22 protein-coding genes, 1 pseudogene and 2 riboswitches are annotated in these 21,581 nt (G+C 66.6%); of the genes and pseudogenes, 7 read left to right on the plus strand and 16 right to left on the minus strand.

From position 1 onward, the window contains the following. Positions 1 to 25 precede the first annotated feature (25 nt). Genes tsaC through AC10QF_RS02745 form a run of 3 tightly spaced genes read left to right on the plus strand, consistent with a single transcriptional unit; the run spans position 26 to position 2,085 of the window. Complete coding sequence (gene tsaC / locus AC10QF_RS02735; protein ID WP_081275815.1) at positions 26 to 616, plus strand: L-threonylcarbamoyladenylate synthase type 1 TsaC; 591 nt, start codon at positions 26 to 28, stop codon at positions 614 to 616. Between the two features lie 43 nt (positions 617 to 659). After that, positions 660 to 1,340, plus strand: coding sequence for a DUF4124 domain-containing protein (locus AC10QF_RS02740; RefSeq protein WP_494541709.1), 681 nt, complete (start codon positions 660 to 662; stop codon positions 1,338 to 1,340). Positions 1,341 to 1,374: 34 nt separating this feature from the next. Then, positions 1,375 to 2,085 carry a hypothetical protein gene (locus tag AC10QF_RS02745; RefSeq protein WP_494541710.1) on the plus strand — a complete coding sequence of 237 codons (711 nt, stop codon included), beginning with the start codon at positions 1,375 to 1,377 and terminating at the stop codon, positions 2,083 to 2,085. Positions 2,086 to 2,179: 94 nt separating this feature from the next. On the opposite strand, the gene AC10QF_RS02750 is transcribed toward AC10QF_RS02745, so the two are convergent. Continuing rightward, entirely contained in the window at positions 2,180 to 2,956 is a 777-nt protein-coding gene (locus AC10QF_RS02750) for an SDR family oxidoreductase (RefSeq protein ID WP_005419635.1), read from the minus strand. Between the two features lie 111 nt (positions 2,957 to 3,067). On the opposite strand from AC10QF_RS02750, the gene AC10QF_RS02755 reads away from it, so the two are divergent. Further along, positions 3,068 to 3,280: a hypothetical protein gene (locus AC10QF_RS02755; RefSeq protein WP_111175347.1), complete on the plus strand. Its 213-nt coding sequence runs from the start codon at positions 3,068 to 3,070 to the stop codon at positions 3,278 to 3,280. Between the two features lie 105 nt (positions 3,281 to 3,385). Here the strand turns inward: AC10QF_RS02755 and sppA are convergent, their stop codons facing one another. The 4 genes from sppA to AC10QF_RS02775 all read right to left on the minus strand — a co-directional run bounded on the left by sppA (position 3,386) and on the right by AC10QF_RS02775 (position 8,573). Then, positions 3,386 to 5,308 carry a signal peptide peptidase SppA gene (gene sppA / locus AC10QF_RS02760; protein ID WP_069139668.1) on the minus strand — a complete coding sequence of 641 codons (1,923 nt, stop codon included), beginning with the start codon at positions 5,306 to 5,308 and terminating at the stop codon, positions 3,386 to 3,388. Between the two features lie 115 nt (positions 5,309 to 5,423). Next, positions 5,424 to 6,788, minus strand: coding sequence for an MATE family efflux transporter (locus AC10QF_RS02765; RefSeq protein ID WP_005419642.1), 1,365 nt, complete (start codon positions 6,786 to 6,788; stop codon positions 5,424 to 5,426). Positions 6,789 to 6,994: 206 nt separating this feature from the next. Next, complete coding sequence (locus tag AC10QF_RS02770; protein WP_099494888.1) at positions 6,995 to 7,576, minus strand: DUF3106 domain-containing protein; 582 nt, start codon at positions 7,574 to 7,576, stop codon at positions 6,995 to 6,997. Then, a complete protein-coding gene (locus tag AC10QF_RS02775; RefSeq protein WP_049411873.1) occupies positions 7,569 to 8,573 on the minus strand; it encodes a hypothetical protein in 1,005 nt (334 codons plus the stop codon). Before AC10QF_RS02775 ends, AC10QF_RS02770 begins: the two co-directional genes overlap by 8 nt. 413 nt (positions 8,574 to 8,986) lie before the next feature. Between AC10QF_RS02775 and AC10QF_RS02780 the strand changes: the two genes are divergently transcribed. After that, positions 8,987 to 11,164 (plus strand): primosomal protein N', encoded by a 2,178-nt coding sequence (locus tag AC10QF_RS02780; protein ID WP_494541816.1) that lies wholly within the window; start codon positions 8,987 to 8,989, stop codon positions 11,162 to 11,164. Positions 11,165 to 11,260: 96 nt separating this feature from the next. On the opposite strand, the gene AC10QF_RS02785 is transcribed toward AC10QF_RS02780, so the two are convergent. Together AC10QF_RS02785 and AC10QF_RS02790 are read right to left on the minus strand one after the other, a co-directional pair. Next, positions 11,261 to 11,881 (minus strand): glutathione S-transferase family protein, encoded by a 621-nt coding sequence (locus AC10QF_RS02785; RefSeq protein ID WP_099494887.1) that lies wholly within the window; start codon positions 11,879 to 11,881, stop codon positions 11,261 to 11,263. Between the two features lie 112 nt (positions 11,882 to 11,993). Continuing rightward, positions 11,994 to 12,773, minus strand: a complete 780-nt coding sequence (locus AC10QF_RS02790; RefSeq protein ID WP_049470953.1) for an NYN domain-containing protein — start codon at positions 12,771 to 12,773, stop codon at positions 11,994 to 11,996. A 123-nt stretch (positions 12,774 to 12,896) separates the two neighbouring features. Here AC10QF_RS02790 and AC10QF_RS02795 point away from each other — a divergent pair, with 123 nt between their 5' ends. Beyond that, a complete protein-coding gene (locus AC10QF_RS02795) occupies positions 12,897 to 14,177 on the plus strand; it encodes an NAD(P)/FAD-dependent oxidoreductase (protein WP_111175339.1) in 1,281 nt (426 codons plus the stop codon). Between the two features lie 179 nt (positions 14,178 to 14,356). Here AC10QF_RS02795 and imm9 (AC10QF_RS02800) read toward each other — a convergent pair whose 3' ends face one another. The 5 genes and pseudogenes from imm9 (AC10QF_RS02800) to AC10QF_RS02820 all read right to left on the minus strand — a co-directional run bounded on the left by imm9 (AC10QF_RS02800) (position 14,357) and on the right by AC10QF_RS02820 (position 17,354). Further along, complete coding sequence (imm9, locus tag AC10QF_RS02800) at positions 14,357 to 14,890, minus strand: Imm9 family immunity protein (RefSeq protein WP_346469732.1); 534 nt, start codon at positions 14,888 to 14,890, stop codon at positions 14,357 to 14,359. 426 nt (positions 14,891 to 15,316) lie between these two features. After that, entirely contained in the window at positions 15,317 to 15,793 is a 477-nt protein-coding gene (imm9, locus tag AC10QF_RS02805; protein WP_171952582.1) for an Imm9 family immunity protein, read from the minus strand. Between the two features lie 251 nt (positions 15,794 to 16,044). Then, positions 16,045 to 16,500, minus strand: coding sequence for a hypothetical protein (locus AC10QF_RS02810; RefSeq protein WP_346469731.1), 456 nt, complete (start codon positions 16,498 to 16,500; stop codon positions 16,045 to 16,047). A gap of 3 nt (positions 16,501 to 16,503) precedes the next feature. Next, positions 16,504 to 16,937, minus strand: a pseudogene (locus tag AC10QF_RS02815) (nuclear transport factor 2 family protein). A gap of 141 nt (positions 16,938 to 17,078) precedes the next feature. Further along, on the minus strand, positions 17,079 to 17,354 hold the full coding sequence (locus AC10QF_RS02820; RefSeq protein WP_012481382.1) for a GIY-YIG nuclease family protein: 276 nt from the start codon (positions 17,352 to 17,354) through the stop codon (positions 17,079 to 17,081). 40 nt (positions 17,355 to 17,394) lie between these two features. Then, positions 17,395 to 17,484, plus strand: a riboswitch (glycine riboswitch). A 13-nt stretch (positions 17,485 to 17,497) separates the two neighbouring features. Next, positions 17,498 to 17,601: riboswitch (glycine riboswitch) on the plus strand. A gap of 84 nt (positions 17,602 to 17,685) precedes the next feature. Here AC10QF_RS02820 and AC10QF_RS02825 point away from each other — a divergent pair. After that, the gene (locus AC10QF_RS02825; RefSeq protein WP_005411215.1) at positions 17,686 to 18,303 is read left to right on the plus strand and encodes a trimeric intracellular cation channel family protein; all 618 of its coding nucleotides are present in this window, start codon (positions 17,686 to 17,688) and stop codon (positions 18,301 to 18,303) included. A gap of 66 nt (positions 18,304 to 18,369) precedes the next feature. On the opposite strand, the gene AC10QF_RS02830 is transcribed toward AC10QF_RS02825, so the two are convergent. The 4 genes from AC10QF_RS02830 to AC10QF_RS02845 all read right to left on the minus strand — a co-directional run bounded on the left by AC10QF_RS02830 (position 18,370) and on the right by AC10QF_RS02845 (position 21,563). After that, a complete protein-coding gene (locus AC10QF_RS02830; protein ID WP_346474634.1) occupies positions 18,370 to 19,218 on the minus strand; it encodes a hypothetical protein in 849 nt (282 codons plus the stop codon). Positions 19,219 to 19,492: 274 nt separating this feature from the next. After that, positions 19,493 to 20,566, minus strand: coding sequence for a 3-deoxy-7-phosphoheptulonate synthase (locus AC10QF_RS02835; RefSeq protein ID WP_332329159.1), 1,074 nt, complete (start codon positions 20,564 to 20,566; stop codon positions 19,493 to 19,495). 295 nt (positions 20,567 to 20,861) lie between these two features. Beyond that, entirely contained in the window at positions 20,862 to 21,119 is a 258-nt protein-coding gene (locus tag AC10QF_RS02840; RefSeq protein WP_111097643.1) for a hypothetical protein, read from the minus strand. A 105-nt stretch (positions 21,120 to 21,224) separates the two neighbouring features. Next, positions 21,225 to 21,563, minus strand: a complete 339-nt coding sequence (locus tag AC10QF_RS02845; protein ID WP_171952579.1) for a DUF6616 family protein — start codon at positions 21,561 to 21,563, stop codon at positions 21,225 to 21,227. Positions 21,564 to 21,581: the final 18 nt, after the last annotated feature.

The raw sequence follows: 21,581 nt of genomic DNA on the forward strand, positions 1-21,581 counted from the left end.
CCCTTCTGCACGCAGCGGGGGGATAATGGAGGCCCACGCCGGGCCGGTCGCCGTCATGAAAGAACTCACCCTGAACTCTGCTGTCGCCACGCTCCGCGCCGGTGGCGTGATCGCCTATCCGACCGAAGCGGTCTGGGGCCTGGGCTGCGATCCGTCACATGAAGCCGCGGTGCACGCGGTGCTGCGGCTGAAACAGCGCCCGATCGAGAAGGGCATGATCCTGGTCGCCGCCGAACTGTCGCAGCTGGAGGGCTGGGTCCGCCTGCAGGCGCTGCCCGACGCCCGCCAGCGTGCGGTTCTGGCCAGCTGGCCGGGCGCCAACACCTGGATCCTGCCGGCCGGTCCGCGCGCCCAACCGTGGGTCACCGGTGAACACAGCGGCATCGCCGTACGCATCAGCGCCCACCCGCTGGTCGCCGCCCTGTGCCGCGCCTGGGGTGGCCCGCTGGTCTCCACCAGCGCCAACCTGGCCGGTGAACCACCGGCCCGCAGCCGTGCCGAGCTCGATCCGCGCCTGCTGCGCCTGCTCGATGGCCTCCTCGACGGCGAGACCGGCGGCCTGGCCCAGCCAACCCCGATCCGCGACGCGCTCAGCGGCAACGTGCTGCGCTCCTGAACCGACGATTGCACTGCCGCGGACAATCACGCACCCTGCCGCCATGAACCTGCTGCGCACCGCCCTGGGCCTGTGCCTGTTGCTGCCATGGACCGCACCCGCCGCCGAGGACGTGCGCGTGTACCGCTGTGTCGCCAGCAACGGCGCCGTGGCCCTGCAGGACAAGCCATGCAGCAGTGGCCGGCAGGAAGTGCGTGACCTGCAGCGCCCGCGCGACCCGACGCCACGGGTGGTGCGCAGCGATGCGACGCCCGCGCCTCCCGACGAGGTTCCGGTGATGCGCGATCGCGAAGTCCGCCACGTCTACATCCAGCCGCCACAGCCGTTGTACGAATGCGTGAGCGACGACGGTCGCCGCTATACCAGCGACAACAACGAGGGCAATCCGCGCTGGGTACCGTTGTGGACCAGCGTCTACGGGCACCACGGCCCGGTCCATCCCGGCCCACGCCCGGCCTTCGGCACGCCGGTCGGCACCCCCATCGGTGAAGGAACCGGCTACCGGCCGCCTGCGGTGGGTGTCGGTGTGCAGGTTCCGGCCGGCAGCGTGCTGGTCCGCGACAGCTGCCATGCACTGCCGCCGCAGGAAGTCTGCGCGCGCCTGCGCGACCGCCGCTGGGAACTGGACCGCCGCTACAACAGTGCGCTGCAGAGCGAGCGTACTGCCATCAGCAACGAACAGCGTGGCATCGACGCACGCCTGTCGCGGGACTGCGACCGCTGAGCGCAGCACCTGCCGTGGCATGTACGCTGTGCGCATGAAGAACCTGATCTGGCTGGCCCTGGGCCTGTTCGCCGGCAACGCAGTGGCCGACGACGGGGTGATCTACCGCTGCACCTCCAGCAACAGCGATGTGCCCACCCTGCAACGTACGCCCTGCCCTGGCGGCAGCAAGCAGCAGGTGGTGCGGATTCCGGCCGCTGCCAGTGCGTCGCCCACGCCGACCCCTGTGCCGTCGCCACCCGAACCGGCGGCGGCGGGTATGCCGCCGGCTTTCGCGCCCAGCCCCCGCCGCCCCGGCGAAGGACGCACGATCATGGAAGCCGGCATGGTCGAACGCGAAGGCGGCGATCTGATACTCGACAGTGCATCGCTGCCACGCCAGGCCGATGCCGCGCCGGACAGCAATGCGCCGCCGAAGCCGCCGCTGCCGCCCATCTTCCAGTGCACCGACGGCCAGGGCGGTGGCTACCTGCACGAATACGAAGCTGCCCCCGGCCGCTGCGAACTGATGACCGTGCAGGGCCTGGGCGGCGCCACACCGGTCAACGCTGCAGGCTGCGAAGTGGTGCGCGACCGCTGCGAGGAACTGCCGGACGCGCAGCGCTGCAGCAGCTGGCAGCAACGCTTCCGCGACGCACGTGGCCGCGAGCGGTTCGCCTCGCCGGAGAACCGCGACAAGGCCCGCGGGGAACGCGAACGGTTGCAGGGCGTGCTGGAGGCCAGCAACTGCCCGGTACCGGGGTGACTGCCATGCGGTAGTGCCGGCCGCTGGCCGGCAACCACAGGATCTTCAGATGATTGCAGTTGCCGGCCAGCGGCCGGCACTACCCGCTGAAAGATCAGAACCCGTAGCGCAGGAAACCGCCATCCACTGCGATGCATTCGCCGGTGACATAGCTGGCCGCCGGCAGGCACAGGAAGCCCACGGCTGCGGCCACTTCCTCCGGTTCACCGATGCGGCGCATCGGCGTGCGGTTGACCACTTCCTCGTAGTAGTCCGGGTCCGACAATGGACCGGACGTGCGCCGCGTGCGGATGTACCAGGGCGCCACCGCGTTGACCCGGATGCCATCCTCGGCCCACTCGACGGCCAGGTTGCGGGTCATCTGGTGCATCGCGGCCTTGGTCATGCCGTAGACCACGCCACTGCGCACGTGGGTCAGCCCGGACACGCTGCCGACGTTGACGATGGACGACGACGCATGCCGCGCCAGCAGCGGATGCGCGTAGCGCGACAGCTCGAAGGCCGAGAACAGGTTGGTCTCGAAGATCTTGCGCCACTCGTCCTCGGAATACTCCGTGGCTGCCTTGGTGACGTTGCCACCAGCGTTGTTGACCAGGATGTGCAGGCCATCACTGTGGTCTTCCACCCAGTCCAGGATCTGGCGGCGGTCCTCGTCATCGGAGACGTCCGCGGCCAGCGCATGCACCTGGTGCTGCGGATACACATCCAGCAGTTCGTCGCGCGCGGTCTCCAGCATGTCGATATCGCGGCCGACGATCATCAGATCGGCGCCGAGCCCCGCCAGTTCATGCGCGATGGCCAGGCCGATGCCGGCGCTGGCGCCGGTGATCAGGGCCGTCTGGCCGTCCAGGCGCCACCGTTGCTGGGTCATGTGTCCTCCGGGGCCGCGCCCGCTGTGTTTCGATGCCGCAAGGATACGCGCTCACGGCAGGGCGTTGCCGGAGATGCGACACTGCGCGAACGCCCACCGCGGAGTACCGCCATGCGCATCCTGATCCTGTTCTTGTCCCTGCTGGCCATCGTGCAGCTGGTGGCCTGCCAGCGTCCGCCGACGCCGAACCCGGAGAAGCCACCGGTGCCCAAAGCGATGTCGCGTGCGATGCAGGAGCCGCTGGACCGCGCCAAGGGCGCGCAGAAGGCCGTGGATGAAGCCGCCGCACGCGAGCGCAAGGCCGAGGCCGACGCGGCGCAATGACGAGTGGCCTATGGGGTCAGAGCCCTTTACGAAGCCAAGGGATCCGACCCCATGAACGAAAACGCCCGGCCTGAGCCGGGCGTTTTCATTCGATAGCGTTGCCGGTCAGAACCCGCAGAAGCAGTACGCCAGCGCCTTCACCGGTGCGCCGTTGCCCTTTTCGCGGGCCGCGTTCTCGACGAAGCGCAACTGAGTGTCCACTTCCGGCATCGTGCGTGCCAGCATCATCCGCGCCATGCCCGAATCGGACAGCATCCAGGCACCGGCACGACTGCCAGCGAAACCGCTGACGAACTGCGCGAACGGCGTGGCTGCCTTCTCGATGTAGCGCACGCGATAGGTATCGGACTTGCCCAGCTTGGCGCGGCTGGCCGCATCGGCCACGGCATCCTTCAGGCCACCGAAGGCATCGACCAGGCCGCGTTCCTTGGCCTGCGCACCGCTCCACACGCGGCCGCGAGCCACCTCGTCCACCGCCTCGACCGGCTTCTTGCGGGCGTCGGCGACGCGACCGGTGAAGTCGGCGTAGCCCTTGTTGATCACCGACTGGATGACCTGTCCCACGGCCGGGTCCATCGGGCGGGTGACATCGAATGCACCGGCGAAACGGGTGGTGCCGACACCATCGGTGTGCACGCCGATCTTGTCCAGCGCGCGGCTGAAGTTCGGCACCATGCCGAAGATGCCGATCGAACCGGTGATGGTCGACGGATCGGCGTAGATGCGATCGGCATTCATGCTGATCCAGTAGCCACCGGAGGCAGCCAGGTCGCCCATCGACACCACCACCGGTTTGCCGGCGGCCTGCAGCGCCACCACTTCACGGCGGATCTGCTCGGAGGCGAACACCTCACCGCCCGGCGAATCGACGCGCAGCACCACGGCCTTCACGTTGTCGTCGTCGCGCGCGGCGCGCAACAGCGCTGAGGTCGACTCGCCGCCGATGCGGCCGGCCGGCAGGTCGCCACCGCTGATCTCGCCGGCAGCCACCACCACGGCCACCTGCGGACGCGAGTCCACCGGGTTGCGGCGCGCGTCGAGCAGGGCCAGATAGCGGCCGAAGTCGACGTTGCGGAAACCACCGTCGGCGTCTTCGTCGGCCACGCCGCGCTCGATCATCAGATCCTCGAACTCCTCGCGGGTCTTCAGCGCGGTCACCAGCTTCTGCTGCAGGGCGAACTTGGCCAGGTCACCACCGGCGGCGGCAATGCCTTCTGGCAGCGTGTCGATGCCGGCAGCCAGCTGCGCCGGATCCAGGCGGCGCGCCTTGGCGATGTCGCCCAGGTAGCGCTGCCAGACATCGTTCATCCAGAACAGGTCGGCTTCCTTGGAGGCCGGCGACGCGGCATCAAGCACGTACGGTTCGGCCGCGGACTTGTACTCGCCCACCTTGAACAGGTGCACGTCCACGCCCAGCTTGTCCTGCAGGCCGGTGCGGAAGTACTGGCGGTAGCGGCCGAGGCCTTCGAGCACGACCGAACCCATCGGGTCCAGGTAGACCTCGTCGGCCTGCGCGGCCAGCAGATACTGCGACTGGCCCATGCTCTCGCTGTAGGCCACCAGCTGCTTGCCGGAAGCGCGCAGATCCTGCAGCGCGGCGGCCACTTCACGCAGCGAAGCGAAGCCCGACGGCTGCAGCTTGTCCAGCTCCAGCACCACGCGCTCGATCTTCTTGTCGTCCTTGGCCGACTCGATCACCCGCAGCAGATCGCGCAGCTGGATCTCTTCGGCACCGTTGTCACCCACCGCCTTGGCGAGTGCGCGGCTGACCGGATCGGCACTGAACTGCTCGACCAGGCGGCCTTCCGGCGCGATCACGAGCGTCGTGCGGTCCTGCAGCGACTTGCTGGCACCGGCACCCATGCCGGCGGCGATGACGAACATCACCAGCAGCAGGAACAGCAGGCCGAAGAACACCAGGTTGAGGATCAACCGGCGGGTGAAGTTCATGACGTCCCACAGCCCGATGAAGAAACTGGCGACGGGGTTGCGACGCGCCGGGGGCAGCGGGGGCACGGGTTGATTCATGGAACGCTCCGGATGGCTTCTTGCCGTGGTACCAGCATAGCCGGTGCCGCGTGATGCGGCATCGGACACAAGTCAGGGGATCGCCCGTCACGGGTGAACGTGGCGGGCAGGAAGATCAGGACAGCGCGGACTGCCCGATGCGCTGGCTGCTGCGGCGCAGGCGCCAGCCCATCAGGATCGCAGCGGCGGTCAGGCCGACGATCAGGCCGATCCACATGCCCTGCGGGCCCATGCCCAGCCCCAGGCCGAGCCCGGCGCCGAGCGGCATGCCCAGGCCCCAGTACGCGAACATGGCGATGAACATCGGCACGCGGGTGTCCTTGAGGCCGCGCAGCGCACCCGCCGACAGCACCTGGATGCCGTCCGGGAACTGGAAGGTGGCCGCGTACAGCAGCAGGGTCGAGGCCAGGCCGGCCACTGCCAGGTCGTTGGTGTACACACCGACGATGGCATCGTGGCCGAACAGCAGCACCGCCGCTGACAACGTCTGCGTGCCCATGATGATCGCGTAACCGGCCCAGGCCGCACGCCGCACGCCGAAGCCGTCACCACGGCCGACCGCATGGCCGACGCGCACGGTGGTGGCCTCGGCCACGCCCATCGGGATCATGAAGCACAGCTGCGCGACGTTGATCGCGATCTGGTGTGCCGCCGCTTCATTGGCGCCCAGGCGGCCGATCAACAAGGCGGTAACGATGAACAGGCCACCTTCCATCAGCACGGTGATGCCGATCGGCAGGCCGGTTCGCAGCAGCTCCCAGATCGCCTTCCAGCGCGGTCCCTCGAAGTGCGAGAACAGCTGCAGATGGGCGAAGCGCTTGGTCCGCCACAGATACAGGGCGAATGCGGTTGCCTGCAGCCACATCATCACCGCCGAAGCGATGCCCAGGCCCTCGGCCCCCAACTCCGGGAAGCCGAGCTTGCCATTGGCCAGCACGTAGCCCATCGGTGCCAGCACCAGCAGGCCACCGAAGCCGAGCAGCATGGTCGGCAGCGTCCAGTGCATGCCCTCGCTGAGATAACGCATGCAGAAGTACAGGGTCAGCGCCGGGCCACCCCAGCGCACCGCATGCAGGAACGCGGTCGCCCCCGGCACGATGTCCGGCGCGATGCCGAAGGCCGGCAGCAGCGGCGGCACCACGGTGAGGAAGGTGAACATGATCAGCCCCAGCCCCAGCGCCAGCCACAGTGCCTGGCGGAACAGCGGGCCGATCTCGCGCTCGCGGCCGGCGCCATGCAGCTGCGACACCGAGGCGGTGAGCGAGATCAGGGTGCCGATCGGAATCAGCATCGGCAGCCACAACAGCGCCGTACCGATGGTGACTGCGGCAAGGGTCGCCGTAGCGTGGTGGCCGGCAATCACGTTGTCGACGAAGGAGATCAGACCGGTGGACACATGGCCCAGCACGAGCGGCAGGGCGAGCAGACCGGTGGCGCCGACTTCCTTGCTGAAGCGCGGCGTGGAGGTTGCAGTAGACATAAGGTGCTTGACGCGAACTGCGGTTGCGCGCGAAGGGCACAGGCACCGGGTTGCGGGCGCCCATCTTACGCGGGCGGCGCCTGCATTCCCATGACATGGCGTGAATGCTGGGTTTCAGCCGCCCCAAGCAAAAAGGGGACGGAGGGGATTAAGTCGCATTCGGCACTGACTGGCCTGATACGACTTAATCCCCTCCGTCCCCTTTTCTACTGGCCGGCCTGGCGCTTTAGCCAGCTGTCGCGCTCGGCGGCGGGCACGGCGAGGAAGGCGCTGCGCACCGTGTCGCGTTCCTGCGGCGGCGTGCGCTGCGCGACCAGGGTCAGCTGGGCCAGCTGCGCCGGGCTGAGTTGGCGCAGCACGGCCAGCGCGGTCTCGCGTTGCGCCGGTGGAACGAATCCGAACAGTCCGTGCAGCTTGGGGAATTCCAGGCCCAGCTGCGGGCCCAGCCGCCATCCGTCGCGGAACGCCTGATCCTGCGCCTGGAACTGCTGCCGCATGCGCTGCTGTTGATCGGCCGGCAGCGAATTGAAGCGCGCAGCCGCCTGACGGATGCGCTCGCGCTCTGCTTCCGGCAATGCGCGCCAGGCGGCGTAGTCGGCACGGCGCTGTCGCTGCTGCTGCGCATCCAGCTGGGCGAACTCCGCAGGTGCTGTTGCAGCGGCCGACGCCGGCGTGGCCGGCGAACTGCCCGCAACCGGTGGCGGCAACGGCACGCTCAACGGCTGCGGTGCGGCGAACAGCGACAGCGGCAGGGCCAGCAGCAGGCTGGCGAACACGGACTTATTCATCGGCGGCAGCAGTTTCCAGCGTGGCACTGGCCGGCTCCGGCCGGCTCGGCTTGGCTTGCGATTCATCCACCGGCAGCGGGCCGCCCGCGGCAGTCCACGCGTACAGGTCGGCATCGGCGACCAGCGGGTAGTCGCGATCTGCCAGCATCGCTGCGTCATCATTGGCTTGCGCCTGGCCCGCGTCCGGTGCGGCGTCGACCTTGCTCGGTGGCAGGGCTTCCACGGTCACCGGACCGGCTTCGGCCACCACGCCCTCCGGCAAGGGTGCATCGCTGCCGAACGAATGTCCCTGCAGGTGGCGCCAACCCAGCGCCGCGGCCAGCAGTACCGCCACGGTCACCAGCAGGATCAGCGGACCGCGCCAGCGCGGCTTGGCACTCGCCCGACGGCGCTTGGCGTTGGCAGTGGCCCGCTCGTCGCGCTGGGGAGCGCGCCAGCTGGAGGCCGGTGCTTCATTGTGGGTGGTGGGTGCGGCCGGCTGCTGCAGTTGCTGCAGGCGCGCGGCCGGCAGGTCACGGACACGGGCCTGTACCTGCTCGGCCAACTGGCGCCAGGCCGCGGCATCGGGCCGGCCCTGGGCATCACGCGGGCAGGCATCGGCCAGCAGGTGCTGGTAGCCGGCCTCGTCCTGGTCGAGCACGCGCATGGCAATGCCCTCGTCGAGGCTGCCGCCCACCCGCAGCAGCAGCGCCAGTCGTGGTAGTGGCGGCATCGCGCCCAACGCGGCCAACGACGGCGCCCACTGCCCGCCCGCCGGCTCGCGCAGCGCCTGGCGCTGGCCCAGCAGGGTCCAGAAGCGGGTCGGCCATTGCGCCATCGGCAGGTCGCTGGCGACCGCCGCAAACGCGCGCATCACCGCCACCAGGGTCTGCTCGGCACGCGCGGCATCGCCGCACTGCAGTTCAGCCACCACCAGGGCGCGGCGCTCGACGCCACGCAGGAACGCCGACAGCGCGCCGGCCGCGGTCGAGGAAACAGGGGCGGGCACAGCCGTCATCGGTCACTCCAAAGGTCTGCCGGCATGATAGCGGCAGCCCATCGGCACCCGTAGGACTTGCGCCCACAGGCACTTCGTGCTGCAGGTTGTGCACAGCACCACGCTCCCCGCGCGGGAAACTGCGGCATGCAGCTGAATTCACTCTGTTTCAGCAATGTTTCACACTCAAGTCGTTGATTTTGAATGACTTTGAAGTGTGGCGATTTTTTGACCAACCCAAGGGTGAGCTCGTCGCCATCGGCCTCCTGGGTTCCCGTCGACCGGTAACGCACAACGTTATCCACAGAACATGTGGATAAGACTGAATCTCCAATGGACACCGATATTTAGGTGACATTTATGATTCAACGGTCGTCGCCCGGGCACGTCTGCCCCCTGCCATTCCAGCGCGCATGGCCCGTTACACTGGCCCGATGCTTTCACCCATTCCGACCCTGCAGGTCGCCCTGCCCGTCCCGCTGCCGCGCCTGTTCGACTACCTGTCGCCGGAGGGCGATGGCCCCACGACCGCAGTCGGCTGCCGCCTGAAGGTGCCGTTCGGCAACCGCGAGCTGGTCGGCGTGGTGGCCGGCCACGGCCAGACCGACGACGGCCAGGGACTGCGCCAGGCGCTGGCCTGGTGCGACCTGCAGCCGCTGCTGCAGGGCGAACTCTGGCAGAGCCTGCAGTGGCTGGCGCGCTACACCCATGCGCCACTGGGCGAGGTGCTGAGCACCGCCCTGCCCGGCCCGCTGCGCCATGGCGAGGTCCTGCCCGACACACACCACTGGGGTTGGCAGCTGACCACCGAAGGCCACGCCCAGCGTGAAAAGCTGCGCGCCGGCAGCCGTCCGCGGCAACTGGCCGAGCTGCTGGCCGGGGCGATCGTGGATGAGGACGTGCTCGGCGAACGCATGGCCGACTGGCGCATCGCTGCACGCAGCCTGGCCAAGCGCGCGCTGGCCGAGCGTGTTGCGTTGAGCGTGGCCCCCCAGCATGCACAGCCACTGCCCGGCCCCACGCTCAACCCGGACCAGGCCGGGGCGGTGGCGGCGATCAACGCTGCCGACGGCTTCCAGCCGTTCCTGCTGGATGGCGTGACCGGCAGCGGCAAGACCGAGGTCTACCTGCAGGCGATCATCCACTGCCTGGCGCAGGGCAGACAGGCGCTGGTGCTGGTGCCGGAAATCGGCCTGACCCCGCAGACCCTGGCACGTTTCCGCGGTCGTCTCGGCATCGCCGTGCACGCCTTGCATTCGGGGTTGAATGACAACGAGCGCGCGCGCGTCTGGGCGGCCGCCTCACGTGGCGAAGCACGGGTCATCGTCGGCACCCGCTCGGCGGTGTTCACGCCGTTTCCGCAGGCCGGCCTGTTGATCGTCGACGAGGAACACGACGGCAGCTACAAGCAGCAGGACGGCATCCGTTATCACGCGCGCGATTTCGCTCTGGTCCGGGCCAAGGCGCTGGGCATTCCGGTACTGCTCGGCAGCGCCACGCCCTCGCTGGAAACCCTGCACAACGCCTATGCAGGCCGCTACACCCACCTGCGCCTGAAGCAGCGTGCCGGCGATGCACGGCCACCGCGCGTGCGCATCCTCGATGTGCGCAAACGGCCCTTGCACGACGGCCTCTCGGCCGACGTGCTGGCCGGCATCGGCGAGCACCTGCAGCGCGGCCAGCAGGTGCTGGTGTTCAAGAACCGCCGCGGCTACGCACCGGTGCTGCTGTGTCACGACTGCGGCTGGACCGCGCCGTGCCAGCGCTGCGATGCGCCGATGACCGTGCATGGCGGCGGCCGGCGCCTGCAATGCCACCACTGTGGCGCGCGCCAACCGGCGCCGTTGGCGTGCCCGGCCTGCGGCAGCCTGGCACTGCAGCCGCAAGGTATCGGCACCGAACGCCTGGAAGAACACCTCACCGCCGCCTTCGCCGACTTCCCGGTGGTGCGCATCGACCGCGGCACCACCTCGCGACGCGACGCGCTGGAACAGCAGCTGGCGAAACTGGGCGACCAGCCCGGCATCCTGGTCGGCACGCAGATCCTGGCCAAGGGCCACGACCTGCCGAAGCTGACCCTGGTGGTGGTGGTCGGCATCGACGAAGGCCTGTTCTCCGCCGACTTCCGCGCCAGCGAGAAGCTGGCGCAGCAGCTGATCCAGGTGGCCGGTCGTGCAGGACGTGCACGTGACCCCGGCGAGGTCTGGCTGCAGACCCATCACCCTGGTCACCCGCTGCTGGAAACCCTGGTCAGCGGTGGCTACCACCCGTTTGCGCAGGCCGAGTTGAACCAGCGCCAGGCGGCCGGGTTCCCGCCATTCGCGCATCTGGCGCTGATGCGTGCTGAAGCGCAGCAGGTCGAGCATGCCAATGCATTCCTGCTGGCTGCGCGGCAGTTGCTGGGCGAGCAGAACGTGGTGGAGGCGTACGGCCCGATGCCGGCGCCGATGCCGCGGCGCGCGGGCTACCAGCGCACACAGCTGCTGCTGTCGGCGCCGCAGCGGCCACCCTTGCATGGCGTGCTCGCGCAGCTGGTTCCGCAGCTGTATGCGCTGCCGGAAGCACGCAAGGTGCGCTGGTCGCTGGATGTGGATCCAACGGACCTGTATTGAGGGGTCAGAGCCCACCCGTCGGGTGGGATCCGACCCCGATGCCCAGGGGTCGGATCCCTTTTCGCAGAAAAGGGCTCTGACCCCGGACGCCTTCGCTTACGTCAGCGGCGACATCACGCCGCGCTGGTAGGCCGGGCGCTCACGCAGCCGCGCATACCAGTCAGCCAGATGTGGCAGCTCCGGTCGCTGGATCGGCAGCTCGTACCAGGCGTAGACCAGCGAGCCCAGCGGGATGTCGCCCATCGCGAACTTCTCGCCCGACAGCCACGGCTGCCTGGCCAGGGTAGCGTCGGCCATCGCCAGGTAGTCACCGGCGCGCACGATGGCGGCACTGATGCGCGCTTCGTCGCGGTCGGCCGGCGCGGTGCGCATGATGCCCCAGACCAGGTCGCTGTACAGCGGTGCCATGCGCGAAGTGCTCCAGTCCATCCACTTCTCGGCCTGGGCGCGTTCCATCGGGTCCTCGGCGTACAGCGTGCCCAGCGCATAGCGCGCGCTCAGGTAGCGCACGATGGCGTTCGATTCCCACAGCGGCAGGCCGTGGTCTTCGATCACCGGCACCAGGCCGTTGGGATTCATCGCCTGGTACTCCGGCGTCTGCGTGCCGCCGTGGCTGCCGCCGACCTCGATGGATTGGTACGGCAGGCCGATTTCCTCGGCACACCACAGCACCTTGCGGACGTTGCTGGAATTGCGGCGGCCCCAGATCTTCAACATGCGGGTTTCCTTTGCTGGCAATGCGAGCGGCAACGATACGCCTGATCGATACAGGTGTGTGCGTGCCGGATGCGGGACCTGGCATCCGGGCATTGCCGGCAAGCGGCCGGCACTACCGGTTCTTCTTTGGCAGCGCGCGCACGTAGGAGGACTTGCCATCCTTCTTCAGCTCGAACAGGCCGATCGCCGCCAGCAGATCGCTGAGCTTGCCGTAGCCGTAGTTGCGCGGATCGAACGAGGCCTGGTTGCCGATCTGGCTGCCAACCGGGCCGAGGTGCGACCAGCCATCCTCGCCCTCGGCCGCGGACACCGCACGGCGCAGCATCTTCACCAGCCGCGTGTCGCTGCGCATCTCCGCACCGCTCTTGCGTGGACGGGCATCGTCGTTGGCCACCGGCTCGTTCGAAGCCTGCTCGCTGGACGCCTGCTCGGCATCCGGCACGCTGGCATGGGTCTGGCCCAGTGCCTCCAGGTAGGTGAACTTCGAGCACGCATTGACGAACGGCTCGGGCGTCTTCTTCTCGCCGAAGCCATATACCTTCACGCCATCGGTCAGCAGGCGCATCACCATCGGGGTGAAGTCCGCATCGCTGGAGACGATGGCGAAGCCATCAAGGTTGCGCGCGTACAGCAGGTCCATGGCATCGATCACCATCGCCATGTCCGAAGCGTTCTTGCCCTTGCTGTAGGCGAACTGCTGGATGGGGCGGATCGCATACTCATGCAGCACCGCTTCCCACCCCTTCAGTCGCGGGCTCTTCCAGTTGCCGTAGGCACGGCGCACGTTGGCCACGCCGTAGCGGGCGACTTCCGCCAGGACCTCGTCGATCTTCGAGGCCGGCGCATTGTCGGCGTCGATCAACAGGGCGATGCGCTTTTCCGGTTCGCTCATGGGCTCCTCACGGGCCGTTGCCTGAACCCGAGTATCGCCGATCCGGGCAGGCGCTGACGTGACAGGTGGCCGCCGTGCGAAGATGCCAGGCGCTTCCCCCGATGCCCCCACTGGAGTGAGTCGATGAGTCGCGAGCGCGTTCCCCACCTGGTCGTTGTCGGCGGCGGTTTTGCCGGTCTCTGGGCCACCCGTGCCCTGGCCCGCGAGCGCATACGCATCACCCTGGTCGATCGCCGCAACCATCACCTGTTCCAGCCGCTGCTGTACCAGGTGGCCACCGCCGGCCTGTCCGCGCCGGATATCGCCGCACCGCTGCGCCACATCCTCGGCCACCAGCGCAATGTGGAAGTCCGCCTCGGCGAAGTGGTGGCCATCGACAAGCGGGCGCGGCAGATCCGCATGGCCGATGGCAGCACGCTGGACTACGACAGCCTGCTGCTGGCCACCGGCGCCACCCACGCCTACTTCGGCAACGATCAGTGGGCCGATGATGCGCCCGGCCTGAAGACGCTGGACGATGCCATCGCGCTGCGCCGCAAGCTGCTGCTGGCGTTCGAACGCGCCGAGGCCGAACCGGACCCGGCGAAGAAGGCGGCGTGGCTGAGTTTCGCCATCGTCGGCGGTGGTCCCACCGGCGTCGAACTGGCCGGCACCCTGGCCGAGATCGCGCGCCACACGCTGCGCAACGAATTCCGCCACATCGACCCGGCCAGCGCCAGGGTGCGGCTGGTCGAGGCTGGGCCCCGCGTGCTGTCCTCGTTCCCGGATGTGCTTTCGCTGAAGGCGCGCCGCCAACTGGAAAAGCTGGGCGTGGAAGTGCTGACCGGTACCCCGGTGAGCGACATCGACAGCCAGGGCTTCAAGCTCGGCGAACAGTTCGTACCGGCGCGCACCGTGGTCTGGGCCGCCGGCGTGGCCGCTTCACCGCTGGCGCGCACGCTGGACGTGCCGCTGGACCGCGCCGGACGCGTGCCGGTGCAACCGGACCTGACCCTGCCCGATCACCCGGAGCTGTTCGTGGCCGGCGACCTGGCCGCGCTGAGCCAGGCCGACGGCAAGCCGGTCCCCGGTGTGGCACCGGCCGCCAAGCAGATGGGCAAATACGTGGCCGAGGTGATCCGCGCACGGCTGCACGGCACGCCCGAGCCCGGTCCGTTCAAGTACGCGGACTACGGCAACCTGGCCACCATCGGCCGCATGGCCGCGATCGTGCACCTGGGCCGACTGCAGCTGTCGGGCGTGCTGGCGTGGTGGTTCTGGCTGGCCGCGCACGTGTTCTTCCTGATCGGCTTCCGCAACCGCATCGTGGTGCTGCTGAACTGGGCGGTCGCGTACTGGAGCTACCAGCGCAGTGCGCGCATCATCTTCGGTGATGACCGCGACGACCGGCGGCCGAAGCGGTAGGGCTGCACGCAACAGGGGTCGGATCCCTTTCCGCAGGAAAGGGCTCTGACCCCTTGCAGTAGATCCACGCCATGCGTGGATGAGCGCCCGCACATCCTCCCATCTCCATCCGTGCGTCAGCCCCCTGCATTTCGAGAAGCCGCAGTCAGGAATGGTGGCTGTACTTCCCGCCGCTCTCCTCAAGCAACGTATCGAATCACTTTCCCGTTGCACTTGAAGCCAAATTCAAACGCCGTGTCGATAGCACGCTCCGCGCTACCGACGATGTACTCCTGCAGCCCTGCGTAGTCTGCAAACTGCGGATTGATGACGTGGGACTTCGCTTCATTCACGGGATGGAAGAAGCCTAGTCCATACATGGCATGGTCGGGCAGGCCGTACTCCACGACCTCGATGCAGGGCACGGGAATCGAGATACTCACCTCGAACTCCTTGTCGGAAGGAAATCGCCTCGCGCGCTTGAAGATTCCAATGGCGTCAGTGTTGCAGATCGTCACGCCCATCAGCAGTCGCCATCCTTCCAGGTCGATGATGTTTACCTGTTGGATCTTCGCCTCCAGGAATCGACTCACCTTGTCGCTGGTTTCAGCCCAGTCCAGCACACCAGTGATGCCTGATTCACTCGAAGTGAAGCTTCTGATCTGCTGTGGCATGAGCATTGCACTGATGCCTGGGGATTCACTCGAAATGAGGCATCTGATCTGCGGCGACATGAGCATTCCCCCAATAAGGCCCGGAATCACAACTTGCCAAAAGGCGATTGATCTAGCCATTGTTCCACTCAATGCGCGAAGGCACGCACAAGGTGCTGAGTGAAGCTGCAACCAGAAATCCCCTGTCCTTCTGCACTCTCTTCCGCGCCAAGACTCATCAATAGCGGCTGGGGCGAATAGATCCTGAAAGGCACTTATGTACCAAAAGCGACATAAGTGATCGAGCGCCGGCCGCGCTCTGATGCCCCGAACAGTTCCGAGATGCCGTTCACGACGACCTCAATCAAGGACTCTGACCCCTTGCAGTAGATCCACGCCATGCGTGGATGAGTACCCGCACATCCCCCATCTTCATCCATGCGTCAGCCTCCTGCATTTTTGAGAAGCCGTAGTCAGGAATGGTTGCTGTGCTTCCCGCCGCTCTCGTCAAGCAACGTATCGAATCACTTTCCCGTTGCACTTGAAGCCCAAATCAAATGCCATGTCGATAGCACGCTCAGCGCTACCCACGAAGTACTCCTGCAGCCCTGCGTAGTCTGCAAACTGCGGATTGATGACGTGGGACTTCGCTTCATTCACGGGATGGAAGAAGCCTAATCCATACATGGCATGGTCGGGCAGGCCGTACTCCACGACCTTGATGCTGGGAACCGGAACCGAAATACTGACCAAGAACTCCATGCCGGAGGGGTATCGCCTCGTGCGTTTGAAAACTCCAATGGAATCGGTGTTCCGGATGACGACGAACATCTGCAATCGCCAACCTCCCAGATCCGCAACGTTCACCTGATCGATCTTCGTCTGCAGGTAGCAGTCCAACATACGGTTAATTTCAAAGATATCGAGCGTTCTGCTGACACCCGGAGATTCGCTCGAAACAATGCATCTGATCTGCTTTCTCATGAGTGTGCTGTCTGTCTGATGGCATCAGCCTTCCGCAATTCAACTTTCGTGGCAACTATTCCACCCACTGTGCCTGGCCACAGACCGGGATGAAATCAAGCCGGGCGTCTGGGATAAGGTGATTTTTCGCAGTCGCGACTTCCAGACAAGTTGCTCAGCGGCAAACGAGAGGTTTCGTGCTACGAATTCACTTTAGTGCCGTATACGACACAGCGGAGCGGAGAGTAGGACCATTCGCACACCGCGTGGATCTACCGTTTCATCGGGCCACCGGGCACCCGCCGTTTCGACCAGGTCCGGCAGAAGTCCTCCTTCCTCGCGGTGTCGGCAATCTGCGCGGCACTCCAATGCCGGGTGATCCAGATCGTCAATGCGGTACTGCTGAGCTGCCAGCGCAGCATGCCGCGCTGCGGTTGCCGCCACAGGTGGCGCCGGGCAATCCAGAAGGCCTCCCGCTCCACTTCCGGCACCTTCTTCTTCATCCCGTCCTTGTCGAAGAACTGCGCGGCGAAACGCCAGGGATTCATCGGCTGGTATCCCGCGCGTGGTTCACTGCTGCACGCAGCCATACCACTGGGTGCGCGGTCCGCCGGCGTCGGCCGACCGTCTACCAATGCCAGCCCGAGCAGATACAGCAGGCCAGGCAGCAGCGCGATACCGGCGACCAGCACGACAACGGAGATCCATGCTTTGACGGCGGCACGCATCGCTCACTGTGCCTTCGGTTTCGGGTACCACAGCGCGTTGACGATGACCCAGCGCTGGTCGAAACGGCCCATGTGGAAGTAGTCGACAAACCACGGGGTTTCCAGTCGCACCGAGGCCGCGTTGCCGGTCACACGTCCAGCACCGTGCAGCGACGATCCCATTGATCCTTCGGGGTCCTCAACGCGCCCTGCTTCGTCAGCGAGACCAGTTCTTCCTTCGACATCCGGCGCAGGCCCAGGCGTTCGTCGGGTGTATCGCCGAGCACAGCGCGCTTGGCCAGGTCCGGGTGCAGGGAACGGGCGACGCGCTGTGGGTCCGCCTCCAGCTGGCCATCGACGTAGTCATGGCAGGTGGCTTCGATGGCCGCGAGGGTGGCCGGGTCGGCGGCGGGGCTCGTTGCTGCGGAAAGAGCGAACAGCAGGGCGATCGTGGACATCCGGGTCTCCAGCGCTGAGGGCTGGGCGATCATGGCATGTGCAAGCCGCATCCACGCATGGCGTGGATCTACTGTAGAGCCGGGCCCATGCTCGGCTTCACCATCAGGCAGCAGCAACAACAGCCGAGCGTGGGCTCGGCCCTACAGAAGCGCGGGATCCGGCGCCTGCAGCCAGGCCAGCTTGCGTTCGCGCGGCTGCTGCTTGAGTTGCCACTCGGCCCGCGAGGCGGCGGCCCGGTCCGGGTATTCGCGCACGGCCAGCACGCGCAGCGGTGGCCGGGCCCGGGTGTAGCGCGCGCCCTTGCCGGCCTGGTGGGCGGCGAAACGCGCGTCCACGTCGGTGCTGATGCCGGCGTAATAGCTGCCGTCGCGGCATTCGAGCAGGTACAGGAACCACGGGCGGAGGGACGGGGCCATGCCCGGATTATGCCGTGCTGCACTGCAGCGGATATACTGGCGCCCGAATGCAGGAGAGTGGCGCCGCGCTGGCGCCCGCCGAAGGCGCAGGCTCCCATGATCGCTCAGGCCGGTGGGCTAGAATCCCACCAACCATGCATTCGACTCGCCGAGCTGGAGAGAGGTCACCGGGCACGCCCGGGACGATCCGCCGAAGGGGCACGCGGCCTACGCCGCTGAACTCTCAGGCAAAAGGACAGCGGGAGCGGCACCGGTCATCGTCATCCCGTCATTGCGCAGGCACTGGCGGTAGTCGCGCATGGCCGGCCCCACCGCGCCCGGAGCCTGTCCCATGCTGCTGTCCATCATCTACCTGATTGCCATTTCCGCCGAGGCCATGACTGGCGCACTGTCCGCAGGCCGCCGCCGCATGGACCTGTTCGGTGTGGTCATGATCGCCTGCGTGACCGCCCTCGGCGGCGGATCACTGCGCGACATCCTGCTCGGCCACTATCCGCTGGGCTGGGTGAAGCATCCCGAGTACCTGGGCTTCACCGTATGCGCGGCGCTGATCGCCACCTGGGTCGCACGTTGGATGCACCACTTCCGCCGCACCTTCCTGGTACTCGACGGCCTGGGCCTGATCGCCTTCACCCTGATCGGCTGCTCGATCGCGCGCGAAGCCGGCCATGCGATGCCCATCGTGCTGATTGCCGGCATGCTGACCGGCGCGTTCGGCGGCGTGCTGCGCGACATCCTCTGCAACGAGGTACCACTCATCTTCCAGAAGGAGCTGTACGCGATCATCGCGCTGCTGACCGGCGCGGCCTACCTGTTGCTGCTGCACTGGGGCGTGGCCGATGCCACCGCAATCCTATGCTGCCTCGGCGGCGGCTTCGCGCTGCGCCTGCTGGCGATCCACTACCGCTGGGAAATGCCGAAGTTCGTGTACCACGACGAAGTGCATTGAACGATGGCGTGTTCGCCGGGCATGGCCCGGCGCTACAGAAGAGCGGTATCCACGCATGGCGTGGATCTAGAGCATGAACTTCATGGGGCTGCCCCCCGCGCGTATCCGCTCTGGATAGTCAGCCGACGGATACCGTTGGGGTCCGCATCCCCAATCGGCGCCGGAATCGTCGACTTCCAGCAGCGCAGGATCAATCCATTGGCACAAGTAGTCGCTATCAGATCGCCTATCGAAGCCCGGGCAGTTCACTTTGCCCTCCACGTCAATGGAGTTGTGGGTGCTGCCGAGGTAGCTAGCGGTCAGGTGCCCCGCCACTTGTGTGTAGGTGCCGGTCTCGAGGAAGGTCTGAACAGTGATGTTGCCACCTACGGACAGAATCCCATCATTGAGTGAGCACGCGTACAGATGATCGCATTCCAGCTCATCACGCACGAACACCCAACCACCACAGTCGAGATTCCGGGCCCTGAGGCTCCCCAGTACGATCACGCAGAGCGTCTCGCTCAGATCGTTCAGTATCAGCGTGCCGTCTGCGATCAGATCACCATCGACAATCACGCAGTCGGTCTCGCAGTCGGATTTCCAGTCGCCACCTAGCGTTGTCGCAGGCACTACTTTGAATGAAGGCTCGTAGTCATCGGGCGCGGGCTCGGGAGATGCCGCGATCACCGCCCGGGCCTTCAGCGCAGGCCGCAGCAGCCCCTCGTCCCCTTCGCTGCTGTGGATCCTGATTCTTTCATCAAGATCCGCCAGCAGGCGCGCCTTCTCGAGGGACGGCTCAAACCAGTCTTCGATGACAGATACGGCATCTTCAGCGATTCGCCCGCCTTTCAAGCTCACGAGCGCCTTGGCAGCTTCACCGGAAATCGACCGACAAGCTGAATCCAGAAAGTTGTCATCCGGGAAAACACGCATTGGCGGGGTCCAGTCAGGCGAGGAACCCCATCTTCGGCCGAAATCGCAGGAGGACTCCATACAACTCTTCCGAAATCCTGCCGTGTGGCTCGCTGATATCCACGCATGGCGTGGGTCTACGTCTCACACCACCCCGGCGATGTACCTAGCGCTGTCGCTCATGCGCAGCGCCAGGCGCATCGCCGGTGCAGATGGGCCGGTCTCCAACTCCGACCGGCCCTGATCGCGGCCGCACCCCCGCAGGCGCTGGCCGCCATCCACACACGTGCCGCACTCAAGCGGCTTCGGACACCTTTACGTCGCGACGGGCGCGCACGGCCGCGGCCAGTCGCTCCAGCACCGTCACGGTGGTGTCCCAGTCGATGCAGCCATCGGTGATGCTCTGGCCGTAGACCAGCGGCTGGCCTTCCACCAGTTCCTGGCGGCCCCCGACCAGATGGCTCTCGATCATCACGCCCACGATGCGCTCTTCGCCGTCTTCCAGCTGAACAGCAATGTCCTCGATCACCTTCGGCTGGTTCTCCGGGTTCTTCAGGCTGTTGGCATGGCTGGCATCGATCATCAGGCGCGCCGGCAGCTTGGCCTTGGCCAGCGCCTGGCAGGCGTCGGCAACACTGGCTGCGTCGTAGTTCGGCTGCTTGCCCCCACGCAGGATCACATGGCAATCGGGGTTGCCGGTGGTCGACACGATGGCAGTGCCGCCCTGCTTGGTGACCGACAGGAAGTGATGCGGATTGGAAGCCGCACCCACCGCGTCGGCGGCGATCTTCACGTTGCCATCGGTGCCGTTCTTGAAGCCGACCGGGCACGACAGTCCCGAGGCCAGCTCACGGTGCACCTGGCTTTCGGTGGTACGCGCACCGATCGCGCCCCACGCCACCAGATCGGCGATGTACTGCGGTGAGATCACGTCGAGGAATTCAACACCCGCCGGCAGGCCAAGCTTGTTGATGTCGCGCAGCAGGCCACGGGCGATGCGCAGGCCCTTGTCGATCCTGAAGCTGCCATCCAGGTCCGGGTCATTGATCAGGCCCTTCCAGCCCACCGTGGTGCGTGGCTTCTCGAAGTACACGCGCATGACGATTTCCAGCTCGCCTGCCAGCGCGTCGCGCAGTGGCTTCAGGCGCTGGGCGTACTCGATGGCGGCGTTCGGGTCGTGGATCGAGCACGGGCCCACCACCACCGCCAGGCGGTCGTCACGGCCGTGCAGGATCTGGTGCAGCGCCGCGCGCGAGGCGCTGACGGTGCCGGAGGCTTCATCGTCACACGGCAGCATCGCCAGCAGCTGGGCAGGCGGTGTCAGCGGTTCGATGGTGCGGATACGCAGGTCGTCGGTGTGCGGGGGCATTGCAGGAGATCTCCGGAACGTTGGGGGTCCCCAGCGCGGCGGCATGAAAAAAGCCGCCAGGTTCGCTGGCGGCTTTCGGGAATGCGTCTGAAGCTTTCTTCAGGGTGAGCGCAGTCCTTCCTCCGCCAGTGGCTTCGGAAAGTAATACCAGTAAAAGCGGGTAGCGGCTGCGTTCATGGGATCTATTGATAGCACAGCTTTTGCGCAGTGCAAAATGTTTCATCCGCAACTGGGGGCGCGGTTCAGTGATGCGCCTGACTGCGCAGCGCACGCGGTGGCCGCTGTGCAACGTCGCTCATCTGCCATGCACTTCCACGTCCAGCAGCAGGCCTTCGTGGATGTCGGCCCAGCGCTCCAGCACGCGGTCCAGCTCCTGCCGGGCCTCGTCCAGCTGCTCGGGGTTGAGCAGGGAGCGTGCGGTGTAGAGGTCGGAGACCAATCGACGCAGGGCCGATTCCGGGATGGCCACCGACGGGTTCTCCTGCCCCGGCAACTGCAATGCCGGGCACTCGCCAAGCGGACCGAACAGCGTGACCTCGAGCTTGCTCTGCATGATCAACGTCCCTGCGGATGGACATGGGCAACGCACTGTTTACCGTGTATCGGTGACAGGCGCATGTGCCGCCCATGGCGGGGATCGCAGGCCGCCGCCGTACCACTAGAGCGCGGCCAGGTCGGCCAGATGCTGGCCCATGCTGTCCACCTCACCGATGGCATGGGTGGTGGTGAAGTAATCATGCCAGCCGGTGGCGGCGATCCCGGCCACCAGCGTGTCGGCCGCTTCGCGGCTGGCGCAGTGCCAGACCGCATAGAACTGCTCGCCGCTGCCACGCGGCACGTCCGTAGCGATGCGGCCCATGGCCACCGGCCTGATGCATTCCGGGTCGAAACGCTGCATGCCCTCACCGATGCGGGCGAAGAAGGCGGTGCGTTGTCCGGGCGAGAGCGCCGTCCAGGCGGGGGTGGCGGTGTAGAGCTCGATGAAGGTGTGGGGCATTGCGGTTCTTCCTTGAGG

This window comes from Stenotrophomonas maltophilia complex sp. Om-AH-Sm3 (assembly GCF_059337855.1).

Bases quoted from the DNA above. Each gene is read 5' to 3' on its own strand.
- tsaC (WP_081275815.1), top strand. From the start codon at position 26: ATGGAGGCCCACGCCGGGCCGGTCGCCGTCATGAAAGAACTCACCCTG.
- AC10QF_RS02740 (WP_494541709.1), top strand. From the start codon at position 660: ATGAACCTGCTGCGCACCGCCCTGGGCCTGTGCCTGTTGCTGCCATGG.
- AC10QF_RS02745 (WP_494541710.1), top strand. From the start codon at position 1,375: ATGAAGAACCTGATCTGGCTGGCCCTGGGCCTGTTCGCCGGCAACGCA.
- AC10QF_RS02750 (WP_005419635.1), bottom strand. From the start codon at position 2,956: ATGACCCAGCAACGGTGGCGCCTGGACGGCCAGACGGCCCTGATCACC.
- AC10QF_RS02755 (WP_111175347.1), top strand. From the start codon at position 3,068: ATGCGCATCCTGATCCTGTTCTTGTCCCTGCTGGCCATCGTGCAGCTG.
- sppA (WP_069139668.1), bottom strand. From the start codon at position 5,308: ATGAATCAACCCGTGCCCCCGCTGCCCCCGGCGCGTCGCAACCCCGTC.
- AC10QF_RS02765 (WP_005419642.1), bottom strand. From the start codon at position 6,788: ATGTCTACTGCAACCTCCACGCCGCGCTTCAGCAAGGAAGTCGGCGCC.
- AC10QF_RS02770 (WP_099494888.1), bottom strand. From the start codon at position 7,576: ATGAATAAGTCCGTGTTCGCCAGCCTGCTGCTGGCCCTGCCGCTGTCG.
- AC10QF_RS02775 (WP_049411873.1), bottom strand. From the start codon at position 8,573: ATGACGGCTGTGCCCGCCCCTGTTTCCTCGACCGCGGCCGGCGCGCTG.
- AC10QF_RS02780 (WP_494541816.1), top strand. From the start codon at position 8,987: ATGCTTTCACCCATTCCGACCCTGCAGGTCGCCCTGCCCGTCCCGCTG.
- AC10QF_RS02785 (WP_099494887.1), bottom strand. From the start codon at position 11,881: ATGTTGAAGATCTGGGGCCGCCGCAATTCCAGCAACGTCCGCAAGGTG.
- AC10QF_RS02790 (WP_049470953.1), bottom strand. From the start codon at position 12,773: ATGAGCGAACCGGAAAAGCGCATCGCCCTGTTGATCGACGCCGACAAT.
- AC10QF_RS02795 (WP_111175339.1), top strand. From the start codon at position 12,897: ATGAGTCGCGAGCGCGTTCCCCACCTGGTCGTTGTCGGCGGCGGTTTT.
- imm9 (WP_346469732.1), bottom strand. From the start codon at position 14,890: ATGTCGCCGCAGATCAGATGCCTCATTTCGAGTGAATCCCCAGGCATC.
- imm9 (WP_171952582.1), bottom strand. From the start codon at position 15,793: ATGAGAAAGCAGATCAGATGCATTGTTTCGAGCGAATCTCCGGGTGTC.
- AC10QF_RS02810 (WP_346469731.1), bottom strand. From the start codon at position 16,500: ATGCGTGCCGCCGTCAAAGCATGGATCTCCGTTGTCGTGCTGGTCGCC.
- AC10QF_RS02820 (WP_012481382.1), bottom strand. From the start codon at position 17,354: ATGGCCCCGTCCCTCCGCCCGTGGTTCCTGTACCTGCTCGAATGCCGC.
- AC10QF_RS02825 (WP_005411215.1), top strand. From the start codon at position 17,686: ATGCTGCTGTCCATCATCTACCTGATTGCCATTTCCGCCGAGGCCATG.
- AC10QF_RS02830 (WP_346474634.1), bottom strand. From the start codon at position 19,218: ATGCGTGTTTTCCCGGATGACAACTTTCTGGATTCAGCTTGTCGGTCG.
- AC10QF_RS02835 (WP_332329159.1), bottom strand. From the start codon at position 20,566: ATGCCCCCGCACACCGACGACCTGCGTATCCGCACCATCGAACCGCTG.
- AC10QF_RS02840 (WP_111097643.1), bottom strand. From the start codon at position 21,119: ATGCAGAGCAAGCTCGAGGTCACGCTGTTCGGTCCGCTTGGCGAGTGC.
- AC10QF_RS02845 (WP_171952579.1), bottom strand. From the start codon at position 21,563: ATGCCCCACACCTTCATCGAGCTCTACACCGCCACCCCCGCCTGGACG.